We start from the raw sequence: 20,140 nt of genomic DNA on the forward strand, positions 1-20,140 counted from the left end.
GTGACCATGGTGTCTCCTCGAGTGCGGATGCCGTGGGGGCGCCAGGAGGTCTGGGAGAGCTCCAGGAGTTGACGGTGTGGAAGTCGGTGCGTCAGGGGGTGGGGGAGCGCAAAGAGGAACGCTCCGCCGTGTTCGATATTACGAACTACGGTCGAAACATCGACCATCAAAATGGTAGGAGCCCTGTGGATAACGTCAACCCCTTGAGCGATGTCGTCGGGGGAGTTGGCTGGTGGGTGCTGAAACCACGGGTGGTGTCCGTAAGGCCCCTCCATCGGTGTCGGTGAGGGCTTCCAGTACGGCCATCCTGGAAGCCCTCATAGGGGTCCTTGCACTATGAGCGTATGACCCCTGAGGGCGTTCCGGAACGGAGTGCTGGACGCGGACGTCGCGCTGTCGTCCGGGCCGCCGCGCACGCGCGCGTGGCATCCGGAGGCGTCCGATGTCGCGCCGAGCCGACCCTCTCACCGGCACCACCGAGGTCGGCACCGTGGTCATCCGCGAGCTGATCCGCGTCGCGGGCAGCCGGTGGGCCGTGGAGGAATGACCTTCCCCTCGTAGCGTTGAGGCTGTGACTGCAGGGGAAGTTGAGAGTCATGGCGGAGAAGCGACAGTCGTACGATGCCGAGTTCCGTGAGGGGGCTGTGCGGATCGTGGACTGAGACGGGGAAGACGATCGCGCAGGTAGCGGCCGATCTCGGGATCAAGGAGACCACCCTGGGCAGCTGGGTGGCGCGGGCCCGGAGGGCCGGCGGGGACGGGACGCTGGGCGAGCTGGAACGCGAGGAGCTCGTGCGGCTGCGCCGGGAGAGCGTGGAGAACCGCAAGCGGATCAAGGAAGTTGAGATGGAGCGTGATGTCTTCAAGCGTGCCATGGCTCTCTGGGGGAAGTGACCGAGAACGAACCGGAGGCGCTGGTCGCCTTCATCGGTCGCCAGAGAGCCGAGCACAACGTGCCCCATCGGATGTCCTGTCGCCTGCTCGGGGTGAGCGAGGCGTGGTTCTACAAATGGCGGCGACGTTCCGCGGAGCCGACGGAACGTGAGGTCAGGCGCGTGAAGCTGGAGGAAAGGATCAGGTACTTCTTCCGCGCGTCGGGCGAGACGTACGGGTCGCCGAGGATCACGCTGGATTTGTGGGAGGAGGGCTGGCAGGTGTCGGTGAACACCGTCGCCGAGATCATGGCCGAGCTCGGCCTACAGGGGCGCAAGCCCCCGCGTCGGCGGAAGTCACTGACCCGGCAGGGCAAGCGGAAAGCCGCCCCTGACCTGGTGCGTCGTCGGTTCGACGCTGTCGCTCCGGATCTGCTGTGGTACGGCGACATGACCGAGATCGAGACCGGCGAGGGCAAGATCTACTTGGCGACGGTCATCGACGCGTTCTCGCGGCGCTGTCTCGGCTACGCGATGGGCGAGCATCACGACGCGGCCCTGGTCGGGGCGTCGTTGAAGATGGCGGCCGTGACACGTGGCGGCAGCCTGGATGGGACGATCTTCCACAGCGACCGCGGCGCGGAGTACACGTCCGAGGCGTACAACAAGCTCTGTGACCGCCTGGGCGTGGTGCAGTCCATGGGACGGGTGGGGTCCGCGCTGGACAATGCCGCCGCGGAGAGTTTCAACTCGCTGATCAAGGTCGAGTACATCCACCGCCGACAATTCGCGACCCGGACCGAGGCCCGCCTGAAGATCGCCACATGGATCACTGGGTTCTACAACCCGCGACGAAGGCACAGCGCGGCCGGCGGCCTACCGCCTGAGGAGTTCGAAAGAATCATCGCCGAAGCGCGCGAGCGACACTGCCAGAAAGATCAGACCGCATAACCAAAGTCTCTACGGGACCAGGGGGTTGACAGATCTGCTGTGGCTGCCGCGGAAGGTGCTGGTGCGGCAGGCGTGAGGCCACGGCCGCGCGAGCCTGCCGCACAATCTCCGGGCCCGAGGCTCGAAAAAAATCCTCCGCGCGGCGGTGCAACGAAATCCGATCCTCATGGACTCCTTCAACCATCTAGGAGGTGCCCATGTTGGATCGGAAAGAGGCTCGGGACGCGGAGTTCCAGAGCTTCGTCGTCGGCCGCTGGCCACGGATGCTGCGCACGGCTTTCCTGCTCACGGGGGAGCAGCATGCCGCGGAGGACCTGGTCCAGTCGACGCTCGAACGGGCCTATGTGGCCTGGCGCAGGGTCGGCGCGGCCGACGACCCCGACGCGTACGTACGGCGCGTGATGATCAACGCGCACGCCCGCAGGCACCGCAGACGCCTCAAGGAGTTCCTGGCGCCGAAGGACTACTCGGGCCTCACCCACGAGCTGCCCGACGCCGACGACCGCATCGCGCGGGCGGACGACCGCGGCGCGCTGCTGACGGCGCTCGCCGCACTGCCCGCGCGCCAGCGGGAGGCGGTGGTCCTGCGGTACTGGGAGGACCTGAGCGAGGCGCAGGCGGCGGAGGCCATGGAATGCAGCGTCGGCACGGTGAAGAGCAACACGGCGAGGGGGATCGCGAAGCTCCGCGCCCTGCCGGGACTGGCCGAGGCACTCACGAACGGAGGGCGGAAGTGATGAGCGCGGACAGGGAGACGAACCACGACATGACGTACGACGAGGCGCACACGGACATCACCCTCCTGCTGGCGGACGCGGCGGACGAGGTGGAGGTCGGCGCGGCCCCCTATCAGGCGGTGGTACGGGGAGGGAGGCGTCGCAAGATGCGCCGCTGGGCGGTGGCCGCCGCGGCCGCGGCGGTGATCGCGGGGTCCACGGGGACGACGCTGACGCTGGCGGGAGGCACGGGCGGCGGGCACGGGGCGGGGCAGGTGGCCGCGCGACCCTCGGCGGGGACGGCGAAGCAGAGTCCCGAACGGCGGGTGACGACTCTGGCCAGGGGCACGGACCACGGCAGGAAGTGGAAGGTCGACGCCGCCGTCTGGACCGCGCCGAAGACCACGGCGAAGGCACGCGCCCAGCTCGCCGAGATGGCCCTGTACGGGGAGAAGCCGGTCAAGGTGGAGAAGGCCTCGGACCTGGTGGGCGAGAGCTGGCACTTCGTGCACCAGACCGTGGAGGGCAAGCCGTCGACGGTGATCCTGAGAGCATTCAAGAAGGACGACGTGGTCGCGGGCAAGGACCTCGAGGCGTACCCGAGGCTGTTGGACACCGACCGGGTCGGCGCCCCGCAGCGCCTGGTGATCGGCCAGGTCGCCCGGACCGTCCAGGAAGTCACCTGCACCTGGGACGACGGCACGAAGACCCGGGTGGAACGGGCCCCTGCGGGGGCCGGCGACTTCAAGAACCTGATCCGCGAGGTGGACGGCTCCCCGAAGGACTGGTTCGTGTGCCTGGGCCCGGACGGAGTGAACTACAAGAAGGCGGAGGCCACGGGGTGAGGTGAGCGATGCGGGCAGGGCGGCGGCAGGGGTCACAACCACCCCTGCTGCCGCGCCTCCCGCATCGCCTCCATCCGGTTGCGGGTGCCTGTCTTGCCGATCGCGGAGGAGAGGTAGTTGCGGACCGTGGACTCCGAGAGGTGGAGCTTGGCCGCGACGATCTTCCACAGCGACCGCGGCGCGGAGTACACGTCCGAGGCGTACAACAAGCTCTGTGACCGCCACAGCCGCCTGTGCGCCGAAGCCTGCCGCTCGTGCGAGCAGGCGTGCAACGTCCTCCTCCAGGCGCTCGGCTGACCCCATCAGACGGGCTCACGCCCCTGTACCGGTGCCAGACGCTCGTCCCAGGAAATCGGCCGCCGTGGAGGTGAGGCCCTGCAGAGCAGTTCTTGGTGCTCAGTCGGGTCCCGGTTCTGCCAGCAGTGAGCCGAAGACGGATCTGCCCAGCGCTTCGGCGCGGACTGGACCGATGTCGGTGCCGGTGTAGTCGGCATGCTGCTCGGCCCACCTGCCGGCGTTGTGGCGGCTGGTGAAAAAATCGCCGCCGTGCGGGGCGGCGCCGCGCGGCGGCTTGGGACGGCGGTCGGAGGACGACTGAATGCCGGATGCCCCGCCGCTACGGCCGCGACGCCGTCCGGGTCTCCTCGTGGGCGTGCGGGTATTTTGCGGTGCGGTGCTGGAAGGCGAGCACCTTGGGGTTTTGGACGACGCCACGGCGGATCTCGATGGCGCGCCGGATCGTGTCGTCGGTGTCCCAGCCGTCGGGGCCTTGAAGCACGACGTCCAGATACGGCAGGAGGGCCTCGCTGTTCTCCCAGGTCGCGGAGTTCCACAGGTAGGAGGGGCTGTGGTCCACCGCGTAGTATCTGACGTGGTCGCCGACGGTGAACATCGGGTCGGTGAAGGTGGTGGGTCGGGCCCAGTCGAAGCCCATGCCCTCGTCGCAGGAGACGTCGATGACCAGGGTGCCGGGGGCCAGCTTCGGCAGGTCCTCTTCTATGAGGAACATCAGAGGCGCGTCGGTGTCCTGCAGCACGCAGTTGACGATGATGTCGTGCCCGGCGAGGAACTCGGCCAGCGGCAGCGGGCCGTTTTCGGTGAGGGCGACACTGCGTCGCGGGTCGAGGGTATCGGCTTTGTCGTGGTCGAAGTGGACGATCCGCGCGGAGTGGATGGGGGAGCTGACAGCGGTGACGCCACGCGCGGTGAGCACGTCGACGTCGTGCACGCCCAGGGCGCTGAGCGCGGTTACCGCGCCGCGGGCGGTCGCGCCGAAGCCGATGACGACGGCGCGCTGCCGCCGCCCGTAGTCGCCTGTCACGCCGGTCAGTTGCATGGCGTGCAGGACCGAGGAATACCCGGCCAGCTCGTTGTTCTTGTGGAAGACGTGCAAGTTGAAGGCGCCGCTGCGGGACCAGTGGTTCATCGCTTCGAAGGCGATCAAAGTCAGCCGTCGGTCGATGGCGGTCTGGGTGAGCCTCTCGTCCTGGACGCAGTGCGGCCAGCCCCACAAGACCTGGCCCTCGCGCAGTTCCGCCAGGTCTTCGTGGAGCGGTTTGGCCAGCAGGATGACATCGCAGTCGGCTATGAGTTCCTCGCGCGTGCGGAAGCCCGCGACGAGCGGGGCGAGCCGGCTGTCCGGGACGCCGAAATGCTCTCCGTAATTTTCCTGGAGATAGATGCGCTCGCGGAGACCGGCGTCGATGCGGTCGAAATGAGCGGGGTGAACGGGCAGACGATGCTCGTTTTCCTTGCGGGTCTGCGACATGATTCCGAGCGTGAGCTGCTGCAAAATGCCCCTTTGGTTGCTTCCTGTTTAGCACACCGGGGCAATCCGGCAGCCGGTCGCGACGGGCGGGGCCAGGGGCGGGTTTCCGGCGGCCTGGGCTGCCATGGCGCGGGCGGTGCCTGCCGAGGTCGATTCTGCAAGCTGCCCCGGCTTCCCGTACGGCAGGTCCGGTGCCGGCATCGGGTGTGCCGGGCACGCTGTCACCTGTGCGGATGCCGCTGGGGGGCCTGCTGGTACCCCTCACAGCGCGGGCTCCCACGGCGTCGCGTATCCGGCCGCATCCTTCGCGAGGCGACATGCGGGACGCTGGCCCTGGCGCGTTTTCGCTGGCGGCTGCCGTCAGGGCGATATAGCGTTGTGATCAGCAGTCGTGGTTCCGAAGTCCCGTTCGCCCGTGATCGCCATCACGGGCGTTCTTGCGTTTCAGCGTTTCTCCGGACCAGGGCGATCACCTCCGGGCGCGCAGGGTGCGGGTCCGGTTTTCCCTCGAAGGAGACGGTCATGGCCAAGGGCACTGTCAAGTGGTTCAACAGCGAGAAGGGCTTCGGCTTCATCGAGCAGGAGGGCGGCGGCCCCGACGTCTTCGCCCACTACTCCAACATCGCTGCCCAGGGTTTCCGCGAGCTGCAGGAGGGCCAGAAGGTCGAGTTCGACGTCACCCAGGGCCAGAAGGGCCCGCAGGCGGAGAACATTCGCCCCGCCTGATCGCGCCGTCCTGATGATGCCCGGCGTCCCGACTGCGGAACGCCGGGCATCAGTCGAGGCTCACCCACAGGCTGTGAATGATGCGCGGATTGCGCGCAAGTAGCGTGGTGTGCCCCGTCGTCGAGACCACGCGCCCCCTGGCCGCGGCCGACGAAGTCGCCCGCCTCACCCAGGTTCCCTGCGCGCCGCCGAACTGGCCGTCGGGCGCCCCCGCTCTCAGGCCGAGCGCGCCGAGCAGGCTCATGATGTCTATGAGCCAGAAAACCGCCTGGTCGCCCGCACCCTGGACAGCTTCTGGCAGACGCGCCTGGCCGAACTGGCCGAGTCCGAGCAGGCCCTGCGACGGGGACCGTAGTGGCCGTGACCCCATGCCGAAGGGGGACCAGCGTGGCCAGGAACCGGTCGACGAACACCAGCCTGTGCTGCGTGCTGGCGCCTACGGCCCGCTTCCGCGCTTGGCCCGGTGACGCGCATTCCACAACGAATCGGCTTCGCCGATGAGTTCGGCAATCGCTCCCGCCGTCAGACCCGTGATCCGCCGGTTGCTGATGACCACTGTGCGAGTCGAGTTCCCCACCACACGATCATGATCGACCATCAAGGGCTCAACGTCTCACCGCCAACCTTGCACCAGCTCGTGAGCTTCGAGGCGCGCTACACGCAGTGGCCCCTCGCGCCCCGCGATGTCGGTGCGGCGGGATACCGTCCTCTGCACGCTGAGGTGGGGGGAGAACCATGGCGAGGAGCGCCCGGGCGGAGCAGCTGCGGAAGTACGGCCGGTCCGTGCTGGAGGGGGCCCGGTCAGACCAAGTCCTGCGCATGGCACGGCAGGTGAACGCCGTGTCGTACACGAGCGCGCGGGAGTACGCCGGCCGCTCGCTCTTCGAGTTGCTGCAGAACGGTTACGACGCGCATCCGAGGGATCGCCGCGACGGACGGGTCCACGTCCTGCTGGACGAGGCGGAGGGCGAATGGGGGATGTTGTACGTAGCCAACGGCGGAACGCCCTTCACCTGGCGGAACGTCGAGCGGATCTGCGAGCTCGCGCAGAGCTCGAAGGAGGTCGGCGAGGGCATCGGGAACAAGGGCGTCGGGTTCCGCAGCATCTTGCCGATCAGCGACGCGCCCGAGATCTACAGCGCAGACCCCGACGGCCCGCTCGGACCGGAATTGGACGGGTACTGCTTCCGCTTCGCGCAGAAGGCCGACGTGGAGGAGTTCCTCGCCGGTGAGGACAACGCCCACGAGGTGGCCGCCGAGTATCCGCCGCTCCAGGCGCCACTGCCGCTGGACGATGTGCCCGCGACCTGTCGGCATCTCGCCGCCCAGGGGTACGTAACCATCGTCCGGCTGCCCTTGCTGAGTGAGGCCGCCCGGGTCGAGGTCTGGCTGCGGATGCGCCAGCTCGCGGGGGCGAAGGTACCCGTGATGCTGTTCCTCGATCGGCTCGCTATCCTGACGCTGGAGCGGCGGGCCTTCGGTGGCGAGGCGGGCGAGTTGGACGACCGCCAAGAGGCGCTCGAGCGGCACGAGCTGACCCGCTCCGAGAACCGTTTCGCGGTGGCGCAGCAAGGCGCCGGGCACGGATTCCCCGTCTCCTGCGCGACCGTGGACCTGGGGCCGTCCGGCACCTTTCTCGTAGTGCGGGGCACCGTGGAGAAGGAACGGCTGAACAGCACGCTCGCCGAGGCCGTGGGTTCCGGGCTCCTCGACGACACGTGGCAGGAGTGGAAGCGGTCCGCCGTCGTCGAGGTCGCGCTCCCGCTGCCCGCCCCACGCCGACCGCGACGCGGGCAGATCTACACATTCCTGCCGATGGGCGAGGACCAAGCCGCGCCGTTCCCGGGACACGTGAATGCCCCGTTCTTCACCAAATTCGACCGCACCGGGCTTCCCTCCAACAATCCCCTCAACGTGCTGCTGCTCGATGCGGTCGCCGAGACCTGTCTGGCGGCCGCTGCCGTATTGCGTACCGTGCCCGAGCCGCCCATGCGGCAGTTGGCCGTGGACCTGGTGAGCTGGGAGAGTGAGAAGGGCTCGGCTGGGCGGCTCCGCGCGGCGGCTCTGCGCGTGCACGGGTGCGAACTCGCCGACGTACCGCTCGTGCCCGTCCTCACCGCGGACGGCGCCGTGTCGGAAGCGGGCTGGACCCCGCCCCGGGGCGCGGTCCTGTGGCCGGACCTCGACCTGACCGTTATCACGGCACGCCGCGCGCACGAGGCCGGGATCGTGGTGGCTGATCCCGAGATCGGTGGCGACCGACTGAAACGGCTGGCCACCCTGTGCAAGGCTCGCGTGCCCGTGGGAGCCGTGCCCGGAGATCCTCGCCGATTACGTGGAACGGATCGTCGGGGGCCTTCCCCTACCCCGGCTCGGTGAGTCCCCCGAACAGTGGAGCGCGCTGTACGAGGATCTGGCTGCCCTCTTTGAAGACGACCGGGCATGTCCTGCAAGGCAGGCAGTTGTTGCTCGCGGAGGACTGCACACTGCGGCACACCAACCGTCCCTCCGGCAGGGCGGGTACGGGCACAAACACGCGTACACAGGGCAAGCCGAGCGGTCAAGGTGTCCGCCGTGAGGCGTTCTTCCAGCCGGTGCGTACGGAGGCGAACCAAACCGAGGCCCCGTCCGTCCCCGCCCTGCTAGGCAAGCGGATGTTCTCCCTGCACCCGGGGCTGGTCTGGAAGGACCGCGGCGAGCGTACGCGTGGGCGGGCCGCCCGCGCCTTCCTCGAGCAGGAGGGACTCGTCCGGCCGTACGACACGAGGGGCTTGCTGGACCACGTACGGCAGGCGCTCAGCGCGAGCACCGATTTCCGGCTGCGGCTCCAGACCCTGCGGTTCGTCTTCCGGCTGTGGCAGCCGCGGCGTTCGCTGGGTGGGACGGACATTTCCTCGCTCGGACTGTACGTACCGTCGGCGGACGGCCGGCAGATCAGGGCGAGCGGCGCCGTCTTCGGCCGGGGCTGGGGCCGCGCGTCCGTCGGTGAGGACCTGGCGGCGGTGGTCGCTGCCGGGTACGACGTGTCGAAGAGCCTCAAGGCGATCGCGGGACGCCTCCTTGCCGCACCCGAGGAGGAGACCGAGGAGTGGCGGGCGTTCCTGCTGGAGGCCGGGGTGGCCGACGGGCTGGTTCCGGTCAGCTCTCCCGATGCCTTGAGCCGGGTGGACCAAGGCCGGGAGCTCAGCGCTCGGCAGCTGGTCCGCATGGCGAAGGTGTCTGGCGAGGTCCAGGAGCAGTGGGAGCCGTTCGTCCACTGGCCCGGTGTCTACTACCCCCGGACGCCGTACCGGGGAACCCCCGCCTGGCGGCTCCCCGGCCAGGACGTCGTCGCACGCCTGGGGCAGGAGGCCCGGCTGGCGTACGCACGGCTTGTCCTGCATGGTCTGGCCAGCTGGGAGGACGCGAGGTTCGCCAGTGTCTGGACGAGTGCCGGCAGCCAGAGTTCCCCGGACAGAGAACGGGTCCTGACCCCCCTCGGCGCCTTCGTCCGGGAGCAGCCGTGGCTCCCGGTGCGGGACCGCGAACGGGTCATCCGGTTCGTCCGGCCGGCCGATGCCTGGCACTGCCCGCCCGGGCTAGAAGAAGAGCCCTCGTACGTGCCGACTGTCGACCATCGGCTGCGCCACCTCCTGGAACGCGGGAAGGCGGGCGACCGCCTGCGGGAGATGCGCCTGCCGACCTGGGGCGACTTCCGGGACAGCTCCCGCCTCATCGCCGCGCTGGGACGGCATGCGGCGGAGGGCGCGCTGGGGGCCGAGGACCGGCCCGCCGCGCAGCGCGCCAACGAACGCGCCTGGAGGCACCTCGTACGGCGTCCCCGTCCCGCACTGCCCGAGGGTGCCAGTCTGCTCGCTGAGTCCGGGGACCGGCTGATCGGCGTACCGCTGTCCGCCTTGGACGGCGGGGAGAGCGGTGGCGATGGTGATGCAGGGACCGTGCTCTACGTCAGTGGTGAACGCGACGGCCTGACGGCCTTGCTGGTACGGGAGATGGCGCGCCCCCTGCTCACTCTTCCCGGTGTCTCGGCGGAGGCCGCCGAGCTGATTGCGGCCGAACGCCCCGCCACCGTTCGGCACACCGACGACCTGATGTTCACGGTGACCGTGGACGGCACACGGGTTAACCCCCAGGCCATGGGAGAACCACTGGTCCAGCAGTTGCCCTGGCTTACGCTGGCCGTGGGCGTTCTCTGCGACCACCTGGCGCGCGGCCCCCGGGCGAGCGAAGCCGAGCTGAGCGAGCTGACGTCCTTGGTTCGGAGCGTACGTCTGCACCGCTACCGCTCCTGGAACATCGAGCTCGACGGTCGGCCCGTGACCTTGCCGGGCCGCCTCGGCGGAGTGCTGCCGCTGCCCGATCCGAGGCATCCGCTCGTCCTCGCCCCGGCAGGCGAGTCGGGCTGGTCCGAGATTACCCGCATCGTGATGGCGGTCGCCGAGCTGGTGGGACGGCGTGAGTTCGGCGACCGGCTGCGCCTCGCCGCTCACCAGCTTGCTTCCCGCCACGCCGACCTGCGTGACCCGGGCCAGGAGGAGCTCGCCGACGCCCTGGAAGTCACGGCCCTCCAGGTTGAGGAGACGAGCCGCCGGATCGACGGGGCCATCGGCGTGGTCCTGGAGCGCTGCCGGCCCTTCCTCGTTCACCTGCTCGGCACGGAGACCGCGAACTCGCTGCTCTTGCCGCCGCCGGGCGGCACCCGGGAGTTCCAGACTCACCTCGAGAAGTACGTCGCCGAGCTCCCGGTCCCCGTATCTGAATTCATCGCCAGAGCCCGCGCGGCCCGCGGTACGGACGAACTGCGGCGCGACCTGGGCATCGGATTCGCCGAGCTGAACGACACCCTGCGCGCGATGAGCCCACCCCTGGACCCGGTCAGCCACGCCGCAGAGCACGATGAGGCGCTCCGCACCTACCTGGACCTGCGAAAGAAGGAGCTCGTCAACCGGCTGCGCTGGGCGGTGCTGGAGGACTTCGATGCGCGCCGTCCGATGCCCGATTGGCCCTCGGTCCGGGCCCTGGACTGGATCACCGTACCGGAGGCATGGGAGTACACCGTGGACACGGCCGACACGGGGCTCCTGGAGGCGCACGTGGAGGAGCAGTTGAGGCTGCGTCTGCGCCGCCCGGTGCCGTTGCCCCGGTCGGGTGAACGCCTGCCCGCCCCTGACCAGGTACGCGGCGCGAACCTTCGTACGATCACCGGCCTGGCCACCGAACTCGCAGTCCTGGTCAGGGCGGCGGGACACCCGTTGCCGGCGACCCTAATCGGAGGCGAGCCGGCCGAGGAGGTCACCGCGCGGCTGGAGGCTGCGGGTGCGCTGGACTTTCGACCTCTGTCCCCTGCCGACGTCGTCGGCTGGCTGGCGGCCCTTGGCCAGTGGCCCGACGGGATGGCGGGGGCGACGGACCCGGAACAGCACGGGCTGTCCGAGGCCGACCTGGAGCGGGTGCGCAACGCAGCGGAGCACGAGCGCCGCAAACGGGAGCGTAAACGGCGGTCGATCTCCGTCGGAGGCCGCGACTTCGAGGTGTCCTCCGGTGACTTCACCGCCCTCACTCGCGAACTCGACCGGGTCCTGCAGAGCGGCTCGGCGCCGGGCATCACTGCCGCCGGACCGCTCCGCTTCACCGACCCCCGACCTCAGACCGGGCGCACCCAGACCACCGGTCGCACGCGTGGATGGCGGTACGGGGGCGGCACGGACAGCGGGCTGACCACAGCCCAGCCGGAGGCCATCGGGTACGTGGGCGAGTGGTACGCGTACCAGTGGCTGTGTGCTCGCTACCCGGACCGCTTGGACGAGACTTGCTGGGTGTCGGGCAACCGTCGGAAAGCCTTCCCCGGACCATCCGGCGATGACGGTCTCGGCTTCGACTTCCGGGTCGGCTCCGGCAGCCAGCCCTACCTGTACGAGGTGAAGGCGACCGCGGGCGAAGGCGGCCGCTTCGATCTGGGAGAGAGCGAGGTCCGCGCGGCCCGCCAGCACGCGGGCAACGACCGCTGGCGCCTCCTGGTGGTCACCCACGCCCTCACCTCGCACAGGGTTGCCATCCAGATGCTCCCCAACCCCTACGGAAAGCGCGGCCAGGGCCGCTACCGTGAGGAGGGCGGGGCACTGCGTTTCTCGTACCTGCTGTGACCCTTACGTCCGACGCCAGCGCGAGATGAGTCGGGGCTGTACGACAAGGTCAAAACTTTGCGAGGCGGATCTGGTAGCAGTCGCTGCACATGCCCATATTCGAGAAGAGGGCGGCGGCCCGATCGCAGAAGGTACAGACGCCTTTGTGGGTCGGTCCGCAGTCGATCCAGAACCAGGAGCCCTCTTGCGGTGAATGGGCCCCATCGGGGTGCTGATCACGGGGTGGGGCCGCTGCCGTAGCCGGTGAGGTCACCACCTCCTTGCGTGACGCCTCCCCGTCAATACCGGTCAGGAGTGGATGAAAGGCAACGCCTTGTCAATCCGCCTAATCAGATTGAGCATCGGTTCGGGCGAAGCCATCCGGCAATGATCGAGTCATGCCGCTGCACCGGGTTCGATGGGACGGTTGTGCAGCGCCATCCCGGACGGGGTCTGACTCATGAGATCTATGACCGAAGTGTCCAGTCACGGGCTTGTCGACTGTCGTCGCGGGATGCTGCCTGCCATCGAGCCACAGGGCGTGTCCCATAGGGGCCTTGCCGACGATCAGGCGCCATCACAGTTCAGACCGCCCCAGCAGGCCGGTGCCATCCACCCAGCCAGCACGTCACCACGTGGGAGGCGAACCATTATGACGACCCGACAGAGCAGCACCTCCTCCAGCACGGATCCTCCCGTTTGGCGCGAGGTCGTTCTGGGTGTGGACACGCACGGCGAGGTTCATGTCGCCGCCGTGATCTCCCCGCTCGGGAAAATCCTGGGCACCGAGTCCTTTCCGGCCACGGCGGCAGGCTACCGACAGCTGCTTGTCTGGGCCCGCAAGCGGGGGACGGTGCGCCGGGCGGGCGTGGAGGGCACGGGCACCTTCGGAGCGGGCCTGTCCCGCTACCTGCTGGCTCAGCACGTCGAGGTGTTCGAAGTGAACCGGCCCGACCGGTCGGCCCGCCGTCTGCTCGGCAAGTCGGACCCGCTCGACGCGCAGGCCGCAGCACGAGCTGTGCTCAGCGGCCGCGCCCGGGCCCGGGCCAAGCCCGGCGACGGTCCGGTGCACAGCGCCCGGATCTACAAGCTCGCCAAGGACTCCGCGGTCAAGGCCCGCACCCAGGCGATCAACCAGCTCAAGGCCGTCCTGGTCATCGCCGACCCCGCCCTGCGGGAACGAATGTCGAGCCTCGGCAACGCCGAGCTGTTCCGCACCTGCGCGCGCCTCGGCCCACTCGACGGTGGGGGAGACGAGGACGCGGTGGCCCAGGCCACCCACATGACGTTACGTATGCTCGCCGAGCGCATCGAACAGCTCACGGCTCAGATCAATGAGCTCACCCAACGCCTGACCCGGCTCGTCGAACACCACGTCCCGCAGCTGCTCGAACGGGTGGGCATCGGTCCGGACAGCGCCGTCACTCTCCTGATCGCCATGGGAGACAACCCCGAGCGGCTGAACACCGAGGCGTCCTTTGCTGCCCTTTGCGGAGTCAGCCCCGTCGAGTACTCGTCGGGGCGGCGGCGCACGCGTCGGCTCAACTACGGCGGCGACCGCCAGGCGAACGCCGCCCTGCACCGGATCGTGTTCACCCGGCTGCGCCACGACCCGCGCACCCAGGCGTACTACGAACGCCGCACCCAGGAGGGCAAGACCCGCCGTGAGATCATCCGATGCCTCAAGCGATATGCCGCCCGCGAGGTCTTCAACCTGGTCAGACCAGTGTCCAGCACCCCCGCGTTATAGGGGCGTCTGTGAGACGTGAGAGGGTCTGGGGCGTGAGTGAGACACCGTCGAACACCCTGCAATACCGCTTTGACGGGCCAGAAGAGGCTCCCGTCCTGATCCTCGGTCCCTCACTGGGTACCACATGGCACATGTGGGACAGGCAGGTCCCCGAGCTGGCCCAGCAGTGGCGTGTCTTCAGGTTCGACCTGCCGGGACACGGCGGCGCGCCCGCGTACCCGTCGGGCTCCGTCGCCGAGCTCGCCGAACGGCTGCTCGCCACCCTCGACGGCCTCGGGGTGCAGCGCTTCGGCTACGCGGGGTGCGCGCTCGGCGGCGCCCTCGGCATCGAACTCGCCCTGCGCCACCCGGAGCGCATCGCCTCGCTCGCCCTGATCGCGGCCTCGCCCCGCTTCGGCACGGCCGACGAGTTCCGGCAGCGGGGCGTGATCGTGCGCACGAACGGCCTCGACCCCATCGCCCGCACCTCGCCGGACCGCTGGTTCACCACCGGCTTCGCCGCCGCCCAGCCCGCCATCACCGAGTGGGCCGTGCAGATGGTGCGCACCACCGACCCCGGCTGCTACATCGCCGCCTGCGAGGCGCTCGCGTCCTTCGACGTACGCTCCCAGCTCGGCGGCGTCGCCGTGCCCACGCTCGTTCTCGTCGGCTCGGACGACCAGGTCACCGGCCCCGCGGAGGCCCGGACCCTCGTCGCCGGCATACCGGACGCCCGCCTCGCCGTCGTACCCGGCGCCTCCCACCTCGTCCCGGTCGAGCAGCCCGCCGCCGTCACCGATCTGCTGGTCCGGCACTTCACCACGGCCTGGCAGCCCGCCTACGACTCCTCGACCGGCCAGATGGCCATCGTCGCCGCCCCCGCCAAGCCGGTCCTGGCCGCCGCGCCCGCGCAGCCCGCGCCCATAGCCGAGATCGCGTCGGCCGTCGTACCGCCGCCGGTGATGGGACGGGCGGACCCGTACGACGCCGGGATCAAGGTCCGTCGCGATGTGCTCGGCGACGCGCACGTCGACCGGGCGCTGGCGCAGGCGGACGAGTTCTCGGGGGACTTCCAGGAGTTCATCACCCGGTACGCCTGGGGCGAGATCTGGAACAGACCCGGCCTCGACCGGCGCTCCCGCAGCTGTGTCACCCTCGCCACCCTGGTCGCGGGCGGCCACATGGACGAACTCGCCTTCCACACCCGCGCCGCCCTGCGCAACGGCCTCACCCCGGACGAGATCAAGGAAGTGCTGCTCCAGGCGGCCGTCTACTGCGGCGTACCGGCGGCGAACAGCGCGTTCAAGGTCGCCCAGCAGGTCATAAGGGAGGAGACCACTCCCACGGAGTGACACTCCCAGGGCGATCGCGAGCCGGCCCGGGGGCAGGATGGGGCCATGAAGCTCACGAAGAAGTCGCACGCCTGCGTCCGCCTCCAGAAGGACGGGCGCACGCTCGTCCTCGATCCCGGAGGATTCAGCGAGGAGGACGCCGCGGTGGGCGCGGACGCGATCCTCGTCACGCACGAGCACCCCGACCACTTCGACGAGGCGCGGCTGCGGGCGGCCCTGGAGGCCGACCCGGCCGCCGAGATCTGGACGCTCCAGTCCGTCGCGGAGCAGATCTCGGCGGCGTTCCCGGGCCGCGTCCACACCGTCGGCCACGGCGACACCTTCACCGCCGCCGGCTTCGACGTCCAGGTCCACGGCGAACTGCACGCGGTCATCCACCCGGACATCCCGCGCATCACGAACGTCGGCTATCTCATCGACGGCGGGAAGGTGTTCCACCCCGGCGACGCCCTCACCGTTCCCGACCACCCGGTCGAGACCCTGATGCTCCCGGTCATGGCGCCCTGGAACAAGATCTCCGAGGTCATCGACTACGTCCGCGAGGTCAAGCCCCAACGGGCGTACGACATCCACGACGCCCTGCTCACCGACCTGGCCCGGCCGATCTACGACCGCCAGATCGGCGGCCTGGGCGGCTCGGAGCACCTGCGCCTGACCCCGGGGGACTCGGCGGAGGTGTGAGCGGTCCCACCCCGGGCGGGGCCGGGTTGTCAGTCCCGCCCGGTAGGTTGGCAGACATGCGCATCGCGACCTGGAACGTGAACTCGATCACCGCCCGCCTGCCGAGGCTCCTGGCCTGGCTGGAGAGCAGCGGCACCGACGTGCTGTGCCTCCAGGAGGCCAAGGTCGCCGAGGACCAGTTCCCGTTCGACCCGCTGCGCGACCTCGGCTACGAGGCGGCGGTGAACGCCACCGGCCGGTGGAACGGCGTGGCGGTGCTCTCCCGCGTAGGCCTCAAGGAGGTCGTCAAGGGCCTCCCCGGCGACCCCGGCTACGACGGCGCCGAGGAGCCCCGCGCCATCTCGGCGACCTGCGGCCCGCTCCGCGTCTGGTCGGTGTACGTGCCGAACGGCCGTGAGGTGGATCACCCCCACTACGCCTACAAGCTCCAGTGGTTCGAGGCCCTCAAGGCGGCCGTCGCCGGCGACGCGGGCGGCAGCCGCCCGTTCGCGGTGATGGGCGACTACAACGTGGCACCGACGGACGACGACGTCTACGACGTGGCCGCCTTCGAGGGCCTCACCCACGTCACCCCCGCCGAGCGCGCCGCCCTCGCCTCCCTGCGCGAGTCCGGCCTCTACGACGTGGTCCCGCGCCCCCTCAAGTACGACCGCCCGTACACGTACTGGGACTACCGCCAGCTCTGCTTCCCCAAGAACCGCGGCATGCGCATCGACCTGGTGTACGGCAACGAGCCGTTCGCCAAGGCGGTCACCGACTCCTACGTGGACCGCGAGGAGCGCAAGGGCAAGGGCGCCTCGGACCACGCGCCGGTGGTAGTGGACCTGGACGTCTAGACGCTGTCCAGCCCCTCCAGCCCGTCCGGCGTTTGAGGACGAGGCCGTTCAGGCCGATAGGGGGGTCTGGGGGCACAGCCCCCAGACCCCCACCCCGACGCCGGCAACCTCACGGCACCAGCAACCTCAGATCCACCGCCTCAGCCAGCGCAGCGAGCCCCGCATCGCCGGGATGCAGATGGTCCCCACTGTCATAAGCGGGCAGCATGCGAGACGGCCGCGCGGGATCCCGTACCACCGCGTCGAAGTCGAGCACGCCGTCGAACGCGGCGCCGGAGCGGATCCACTCGTTCACCTCGACCCGCTCCATGTCGGCCAACGCGGTGCACCGCGCCTCCCCCTCACACGGCAGGATCGTCGCCGCCAGCATCCGCAGCCCCCGCGCATGCCCCCGGTCCGCGATCTCGCGCAGCCCGGCGATCACCTGCTCCGCGGTCGTGTCCCACCGCACATCGTTGACGCCCTCGAACACCACCGCCGTCCGTGCCGACGTCTGGGCCAGGACATCCCGGTCGAACCGGTGCAGGGCGCTCACTCCGGCCGTGTCCGTGGAGATGCCGTCGCCGGGGTAGCGGTCGGAGACCACGCGGTTGCCTGAAATCCCCTGGTTGAGCACCCCGTAGCGCGGGACCGCACTCTGCTTCAGCAGCCGGGCGGCCAGCACGTTGGGCCAGCGCCGGTTGGCGTCCATCGTGGACTTGTCGCCGTCGGTGATCGAGTCGCCGAGAAGCACCACGGACCCGGGCCCACCGCCCACGTCGACACCGGTCAGCAGCGGCCAGCTGGTCAGGACCGTGGGGTACGCCGAGGCGGAGCCGTCAGCCGTGTGGTCACCGGGTGCGCTCACATACGACCGCTGCTGCGCGAGCCGGTGCACGGGCGCGGCCGGCACGGTCCCGGGCAGATGGAAGCTCACCAGCAGGTTGGTGTCCGCGGGTACGGCGAAGCCGAGCGGGTCGCTGTACGCCTGCGCCCCCGCCGGGATCTCCACGCCCGCAGCACCCCGGAAGGACACCGCGACCGGCGTCGCCCGCGCCGCCGCGCCCGCCGCCTGGACCGCCACCGTGGCGCTCCCGATCCGCACCGACGCCGCCGCGAAGGTGTTGTCGAACCGCAGCCGCACCCGCGGCCCGCCGGCCGAGGTGTGCACCACCAGCCGCAGCGTCCGGTCGGTCCACGGCCCCACGGTCGGATAACCGCCCGTCGCCGTCGCCCAACTCCCCGTCCAGCCCGTCGCCTGGGCCCGTACCGCCAGCGCGAACACATGCAGCGCGGTCGCCCGCGGCAGCCGTACGGAGGCGACCGTGCGCTTCACCAGGAGCGGCACGGTCATGACGTACAGCCGCGGCCGCTCGGCGAGCTGGCCGCCGGGAGTGTTGATGTGCGTCAGGGCCACCGCCTTGGTGGCGAGCGGGCCGGTGCGCCAGTCGGGGGCGGTCAGCCGGTAGGAGGTGCGGCTGCCGTCGGTGTACGTGACGGTCCCGGTGCCGCCGGCGGGGGAGCCGCCCGTGCTCGCCACCAGGAAGGCGAGGGCGTCGCCCCGTCCGCGCACCCGCACGTCCTGTCCGGCGGCCACGACGTTGTCGGGCCGGCCCGGCTTCCGCTTCGGCCAGGTCAGCCGGGCCCCCTGCACGGTCAGAGCGCGGCCCGGTCTCCAGCCGGCGGCTGTGAGGGCCTGTGCCGACAGGGAGGCGCCCGACCCGTCGAAGTTCGCCTCGGCGGGCCGGGCGTCGTCGCTGACGGCCCTGTTGTCGAAGAGCCGCTCCAGCGGAAGCGGCCCGGCTCTGCGTTCGGGGGCCGCCTGTGCGGAGACACCCGGCACCAGGACTGCGAAGAGAGCGAGGACCACCGCGGAACTCCACACACGTCGGCGCAACTCCGACTCCTCCCGTTCACGACCGCTCAGGACTGTGTATGACTGCACATGACAACTTCAGGTGAGACGTACAGGCGAGACGTACACGAGACGTTCCGACGAGACGCAAGACGCACCGTGAAGTTAGAGAGGCACCCGTGACCCGTCAACGAGCCATGCCCGAACTCGGCGTGAACTCGACCGGAATCGGCGGTCCGCGCGCCTGTGGTGCGTTCGGCAGTACGAATGACACGCTGGGCATATGAAGATCCCTTTTCTGGGCAACCGACCCGACAAGCGCGGGGCCCCGGACCCCGAGGGCATCGCCGAACTCCTCGCCGAGTGCGAACTCCTGCGCTCCCATGCCTCCCGGGCGGGGGTCCAACTCGACGACACAGTGGCCTCGTTGGAGGCACTCGACCAGTTGCTGCCGCGCTGGCGGGACGACGAGGAGATCCTGCCGTGGCTGGGCAACGACGCCGGTCTGTATCTCGGCACCGTCATCGTGCGCACCGTGTCCGGGGCCGCCTGGGAGATCTGGCCGGACGGTCAGCCGGTCGTCCGGCTCGCCTCCGGCCGTGAGTTCGATGTCGTGACGTCCGGGCAGGAGTGGGCGGTGAGCGGGGTCCCAGAGCTCTCGCAGCTGTATGCGGAGGTCGCGGAAGCGTGAGGCCCCGTCCTCTAGTTCGACATAAGTTCGGCGTAAATACGGCTTATGCCCGAAAAGTGCGTGTCGGGCATTAAGTCCACTGTTGCCCGGATAGTTTGCGAAAACCGCTACACAGCTGAGAGCGACTGGGGCTGGGCATGGCTGGCGAACCACTGATCGAGCTGCGTGACGTCAACAAGTACTTCGGGGACCTGCATGTCCTACAGGACATCGATCTCACCGTCGGCAAAGGGGAGGTGGTCGTGGTCATCGGCCCCTCGGGGTCGGGGAAGTCGACGCTGTGCCGGGCCATCAACCGGCTGGAGACCATCGAGTCCGGCACGATCCTGCTGGACGGACAGCCGCTGCCCGAGGAGGGCAAGGCACTGGCGCGGCTGCGCGCCGACGTCGGCATGGTCTTCCAGGCCTTCAACCTCTTCGCCCACAAGACGGTCCTGCAGAACCTTTCCCTGGGCCAGGTCAAGGTCCGCGGGCGCAAGAACGAGGACGCCGACAAGCGCTCCCGGGAACTCCTCGAGCGCGTCGGCGTGGCCGACCAGGCGGACAAGTACCCCGCGCAGCTCTCCGGCGGCCAGCAGCAGCGCGTCGCCATCGCCCGGGCCCTCGCCATGGGGCCCAAGGTGATGCTGTTCGACGAGCCCACCTCCGCGCTCGACCCCGAGATGATCAACGAGGTGCTGGAGGTCATGCGTCAACTCGCCCGCGACGGCATGACGATGATCGTCGTCACCCATGAGATGGGCTTCGCCCGCTCGGCCGCCAACCGCGTGGTGTTCATGGACGACGGCCGCATCGTCGAGGACCGCAGCCCCGAAGAGTTCTTCACCAACCCCAGCAGCGAGCGCGCCCGGGACTTCCTGTCGAAGATCCTCCATCACTGAGCGGGGAGTACGCCCCATGCCGAGACGAACGGTGTTCCTCCCCACCGGCATCCCTGCCGGAGTCCCTTCCGGAATCGCCGCCGGAATCCCCACCGGAATCCTCGCCGTGTCCGGCGTCGACTACGATGTTTCGTCC

At 69.6% G+C, this 20,140-nt stretch carries 17 protein-coding genes and 1 pseudogene; 14 read left to right on the top strand and 4 right to left on the bottom strand.

Annotation, left to right across the window (positions count from 1 at the left end; all coding sequences use genetic code 11):
- The first annotated feature begins 621 nt into the window (after positions 1-621).
- The 4 genes from ABIE67_RS37870 to ABIE67_RS37885 all read left to right on the top strand — a co-directional run bounded on the left by ABIE67_RS37870 (position 622) and on the right by ABIE67_RS37885 (position 3,384).
- Positions 622-894 (top strand): transposase, encoded by a 273-nt coding sequence (locus ABIE67_RS37870; protein WP_370266041.1) that lies wholly within the window; start codon positions 622-624, stop codon positions 892-894.
- Positions 891-1,823 (top strand): IS3 family transposase, encoded by a 933-nt coding sequence (locus tag ABIE67_RS37875; protein WP_370266042.1) that lies wholly within the window; start codon positions 891-893, stop codon positions 1,821-1,823. Before ABIE67_RS37870 ends, ABIE67_RS37875 begins: the two co-directional genes overlap by 4 nt.
- A 197-nt stretch (positions 1,824-2,020) precedes the next feature.
- Entirely contained in the window at positions 2,021-2,560 is a 540-nt protein-coding gene (locus tag ABIE67_RS37880; RefSeq protein WP_370266043.1) for a SigE family RNA polymerase sigma factor, read from the top strand.
- On the top strand, positions 2,560-3,384 hold the full coding sequence (locus ABIE67_RS37885; protein WP_370266044.1) for a hypothetical protein: 825 nt from the start codon (positions 2,560-2,562) through the stop codon (positions 3,382-3,384). The genes ABIE67_RS37880 and ABIE67_RS37885 overlap by 1 nt, the downstream gene beginning before the upstream one ends.
- Positions 3,385-3,416: 32 nt before the next feature.
- Here the strand turns inward: ABIE67_RS37885 and ABIE67_RS37890 are convergent.
- Positions 3,417-3,542 (bottom strand): annotated as a pseudogene (locus ABIE67_RS37890) (response regulator transcription factor); the annotation flags it as partial.
- On the opposite strand from ABIE67_RS37890, the gene ABIE67_RS37895 reads away from it, so the two are divergent.
- Positions 3,511-3,681, top strand: coding sequence for a four-helix bundle copper-binding protein (locus ABIE67_RS37895; protein ID WP_370266045.1), 171 nt, complete (start codon positions 3,511-3,513; stop codon positions 3,679-3,681). The pseudogene ABIE67_RS37890 and the gene ABIE67_RS37895 overlap by 32 nt on opposite strands.
- 319 nt (positions 3,682-4,000) lie before the next feature.
- On the opposite strand, the gene ABIE67_RS37900 is transcribed toward ABIE67_RS37895, so the two are convergent.
- Positions 4,001-5,176 (bottom strand): N(5)-(carboxyethyl)ornithine synthase, encoded by a 1,176-nt coding sequence (locus tag ABIE67_RS37900; protein WP_370266046.1) that lies wholly within the window; start codon positions 5,174-5,176, stop codon positions 4,001-4,003.
- A 498-nt stretch (positions 5,177-5,674) separates the two neighbouring features.
- Here ABIE67_RS37900 and ABIE67_RS37905 point away from each other — a divergent pair, with 498 nt between their 5' ends.
- Positions 5,675-5,878 carry a cold-shock protein gene (locus ABIE67_RS37905; protein ID WP_007379522.1) on the top strand — a complete coding sequence of 68 codons (204 nt, stop codon included), beginning with the start codon at positions 5,675-5,677 and terminating at the stop codon, positions 5,876-5,878.
- 49 nt (positions 5,879-5,927) lie between these two features.
- Here ABIE67_RS37905 and ABIE67_RS37910 read toward each other — a convergent pair whose 3' ends face one another.
- Positions 5,928-6,122 (bottom strand): hypothetical protein, encoded by a 195-nt coding sequence (locus tag ABIE67_RS37910; RefSeq protein ID WP_370266047.1) that lies wholly within the window; start codon positions 6,120-6,122, stop codon positions 5,928-5,930.
- Between the two features lie 491 nt (positions 6,123-6,613).
- Between ABIE67_RS37910 and ABIE67_RS37915 the strand changes: the two genes are divergently transcribed.
- The 6 genes from ABIE67_RS37915 to ABIE67_RS37940 all read left to right on the top strand — a co-directional run bounded on the left by ABIE67_RS37915 (position 6,614) and on the right by ABIE67_RS37940 (position 16,598).
- Positions 6,614-8,257, top strand: coding sequence for a sacsin N-terminal ATP-binding-like domain-containing protein (locus tag ABIE67_RS37915; RefSeq protein WP_370266048.1), 1,644 nt, complete (start codon positions 6,614-6,616; stop codon positions 8,255-8,257).
- A 47-nt stretch (positions 8,258-8,304) separates the two neighbouring features.
- On the top strand, positions 8,305-12,021 hold the full coding sequence (locus ABIE67_RS37920) for a protein NO VEIN domain-containing protein (RefSeq protein ID WP_370266049.1): 3,717 nt from the start codon (positions 8,305-8,307) through the stop codon (positions 12,019-12,021).
- A gap of 631 nt (positions 12,022-12,652) precedes the next feature.
- Positions 12,653-13,750, top strand: a complete 1,098-nt coding sequence (locus tag ABIE67_RS37925; protein WP_370266050.1) for an IS110 family transposase — start codon at positions 12,653-12,655, stop codon at positions 13,748-13,750.
- A 32-nt stretch (positions 13,751-13,782) separates the two neighbouring features.
- Positions 13,783-15,081 (top strand): 4-carboxymuconolactone decarboxylase, encoded by a 1,299-nt coding sequence (pcaC, locus tag ABIE67_RS37930; protein ID WP_370266051.1) that lies wholly within the window; start codon positions 13,783-13,785, stop codon positions 15,079-15,081.
- A gap of 45 nt (positions 15,082-15,126) precedes the next feature.
- The gene (locus tag ABIE67_RS37935; protein WP_370266052.1) at positions 15,127-15,762 is read left to right on the top strand and encodes an MBL fold metallo-hydrolase; all 636 of its coding nucleotides are present in this window, start codon (positions 15,127-15,129) and stop codon (positions 15,760-15,762) included.
- 56 nt (positions 15,763-15,818) lie between these two features.
- Positions 15,819-16,598, top strand: coding sequence for an exodeoxyribonuclease III (locus ABIE67_RS37940; RefSeq protein ID WP_370266053.1), 780 nt, complete (start codon positions 15,819-15,821; stop codon positions 16,596-16,598).
- A 109-nt stretch (positions 16,599-16,707) separates the two neighbouring features.
- On the opposite strand, the gene ABIE67_RS37945 is transcribed toward ABIE67_RS37940, so the two are convergent.
- Positions 16,708-18,474 (bottom strand): SGNH/GDSL hydrolase family protein, encoded by a 1,767-nt coding sequence (locus tag ABIE67_RS37945; RefSeq protein ID WP_370266054.1) that lies wholly within the window; start codon positions 18,472-18,474, stop codon positions 16,708-16,710.
- Between the two features lie 241 nt (positions 18,475-18,715).
- Here ABIE67_RS37945 and ABIE67_RS37950 point away from each other — a divergent pair, with 241 nt between their 5' ends.
- Entirely contained in the window at positions 18,716-19,123 is a 408-nt protein-coding gene (locus ABIE67_RS37950; protein ID WP_370266055.1) for a DUF6278 family protein, read from the top strand.
- A 137-nt stretch (positions 19,124-19,260) separates the two neighbouring features.
- Positions 19,261-20,004 carry an amino acid ABC transporter ATP-binding protein gene (locus ABIE67_RS37955; RefSeq protein WP_370266056.1) on the top strand — a complete coding sequence of 248 codons (744 nt, stop codon included), beginning with the start codon at positions 19,261-19,263 and terminating at the stop codon, positions 20,002-20,004.
- Positions 20,005-20,140: the final 136 nt, after the last annotated feature.

The sequence above is a fragment of the Streptomyces sp. V4I8 genome (assembly GCF_041261225.1).
Classification (GTDB): domain Bacteria; phylum Actinomycetota; class Actinomycetes; order Streptomycetales; family Streptomycetaceae; genus Streptomyces.

Coding starts and splice junctions, on each gene's coding strand:
- ABIE67_RS37870 (WP_370266041.1), top strand. CDS start 622: ATGCCGAGTTCCGTGAGGGGGCTGTGCGGATCGTGGACTGAGACGGGG.
- ABIE67_RS37880 (WP_370266043.1), top strand. CDS start 2,021: ATGTTGGATCGGAAAGAGGCTCGGGACGCGGAGTTCCAGAGCTTCGTC.
- ABIE67_RS37885 (WP_370266044.1), top strand. CDS start 2,560: ATGAGCGCGGACAGGGAGACGAACCACGACATGACGTACGACGAGGCG.
- ABIE67_RS37905 (WP_007379522.1), top strand. CDS start 5,675: ATGGCCAAGGGCACTGTCAAGTGGTTCAACAGCGAGAAGGGCTTCGGC.
- ABIE67_RS37910 (WP_370266047.1), bottom strand. CDS start 6,122: ATGAGCCTGCTCGGCGCGCTCGGCCTGAGAGCGGGGGCGCCCGACGGC.
- ABIE67_RS37915 (WP_370266048.1), top strand. CDS start 6,614: ATGGCGAGGAGCGCCCGGGCGGAGCAGCTGCGGAAGTACGGCCGGTCC.
- ABIE67_RS37925 (WP_370266050.1), top strand. CDS start 12,653: ATGACGACCCGACAGAGCAGCACCTCCTCCAGCACGGATCCTCCCGTT.
- ABIE67_RS37935 (WP_370266052.1), top strand. CDS start 15,127: ATGAAGCTCACGAAGAAGTCGCACGCCTGCGTCCGCCTCCAGAAGGAC.
- ABIE67_RS37940 (WP_370266053.1), top strand. CDS start 15,819: ATGCGCATCGCGACCTGGAACGTGAACTCGATCACCGCCCGCCTGCCG.
- ABIE67_RS37950 (WP_370266055.1), top strand. CDS start 18,716: ATGAAGATCCCTTTTCTGGGCAACCGACCCGACAAGCGCGGGGCCCCG.
- ABIE67_RS37955 (WP_370266056.1), top strand. CDS start 19,261: ATGGCTGGCGAACCACTGATCGAGCTGCGTGACGTCAACAAGTACTTC.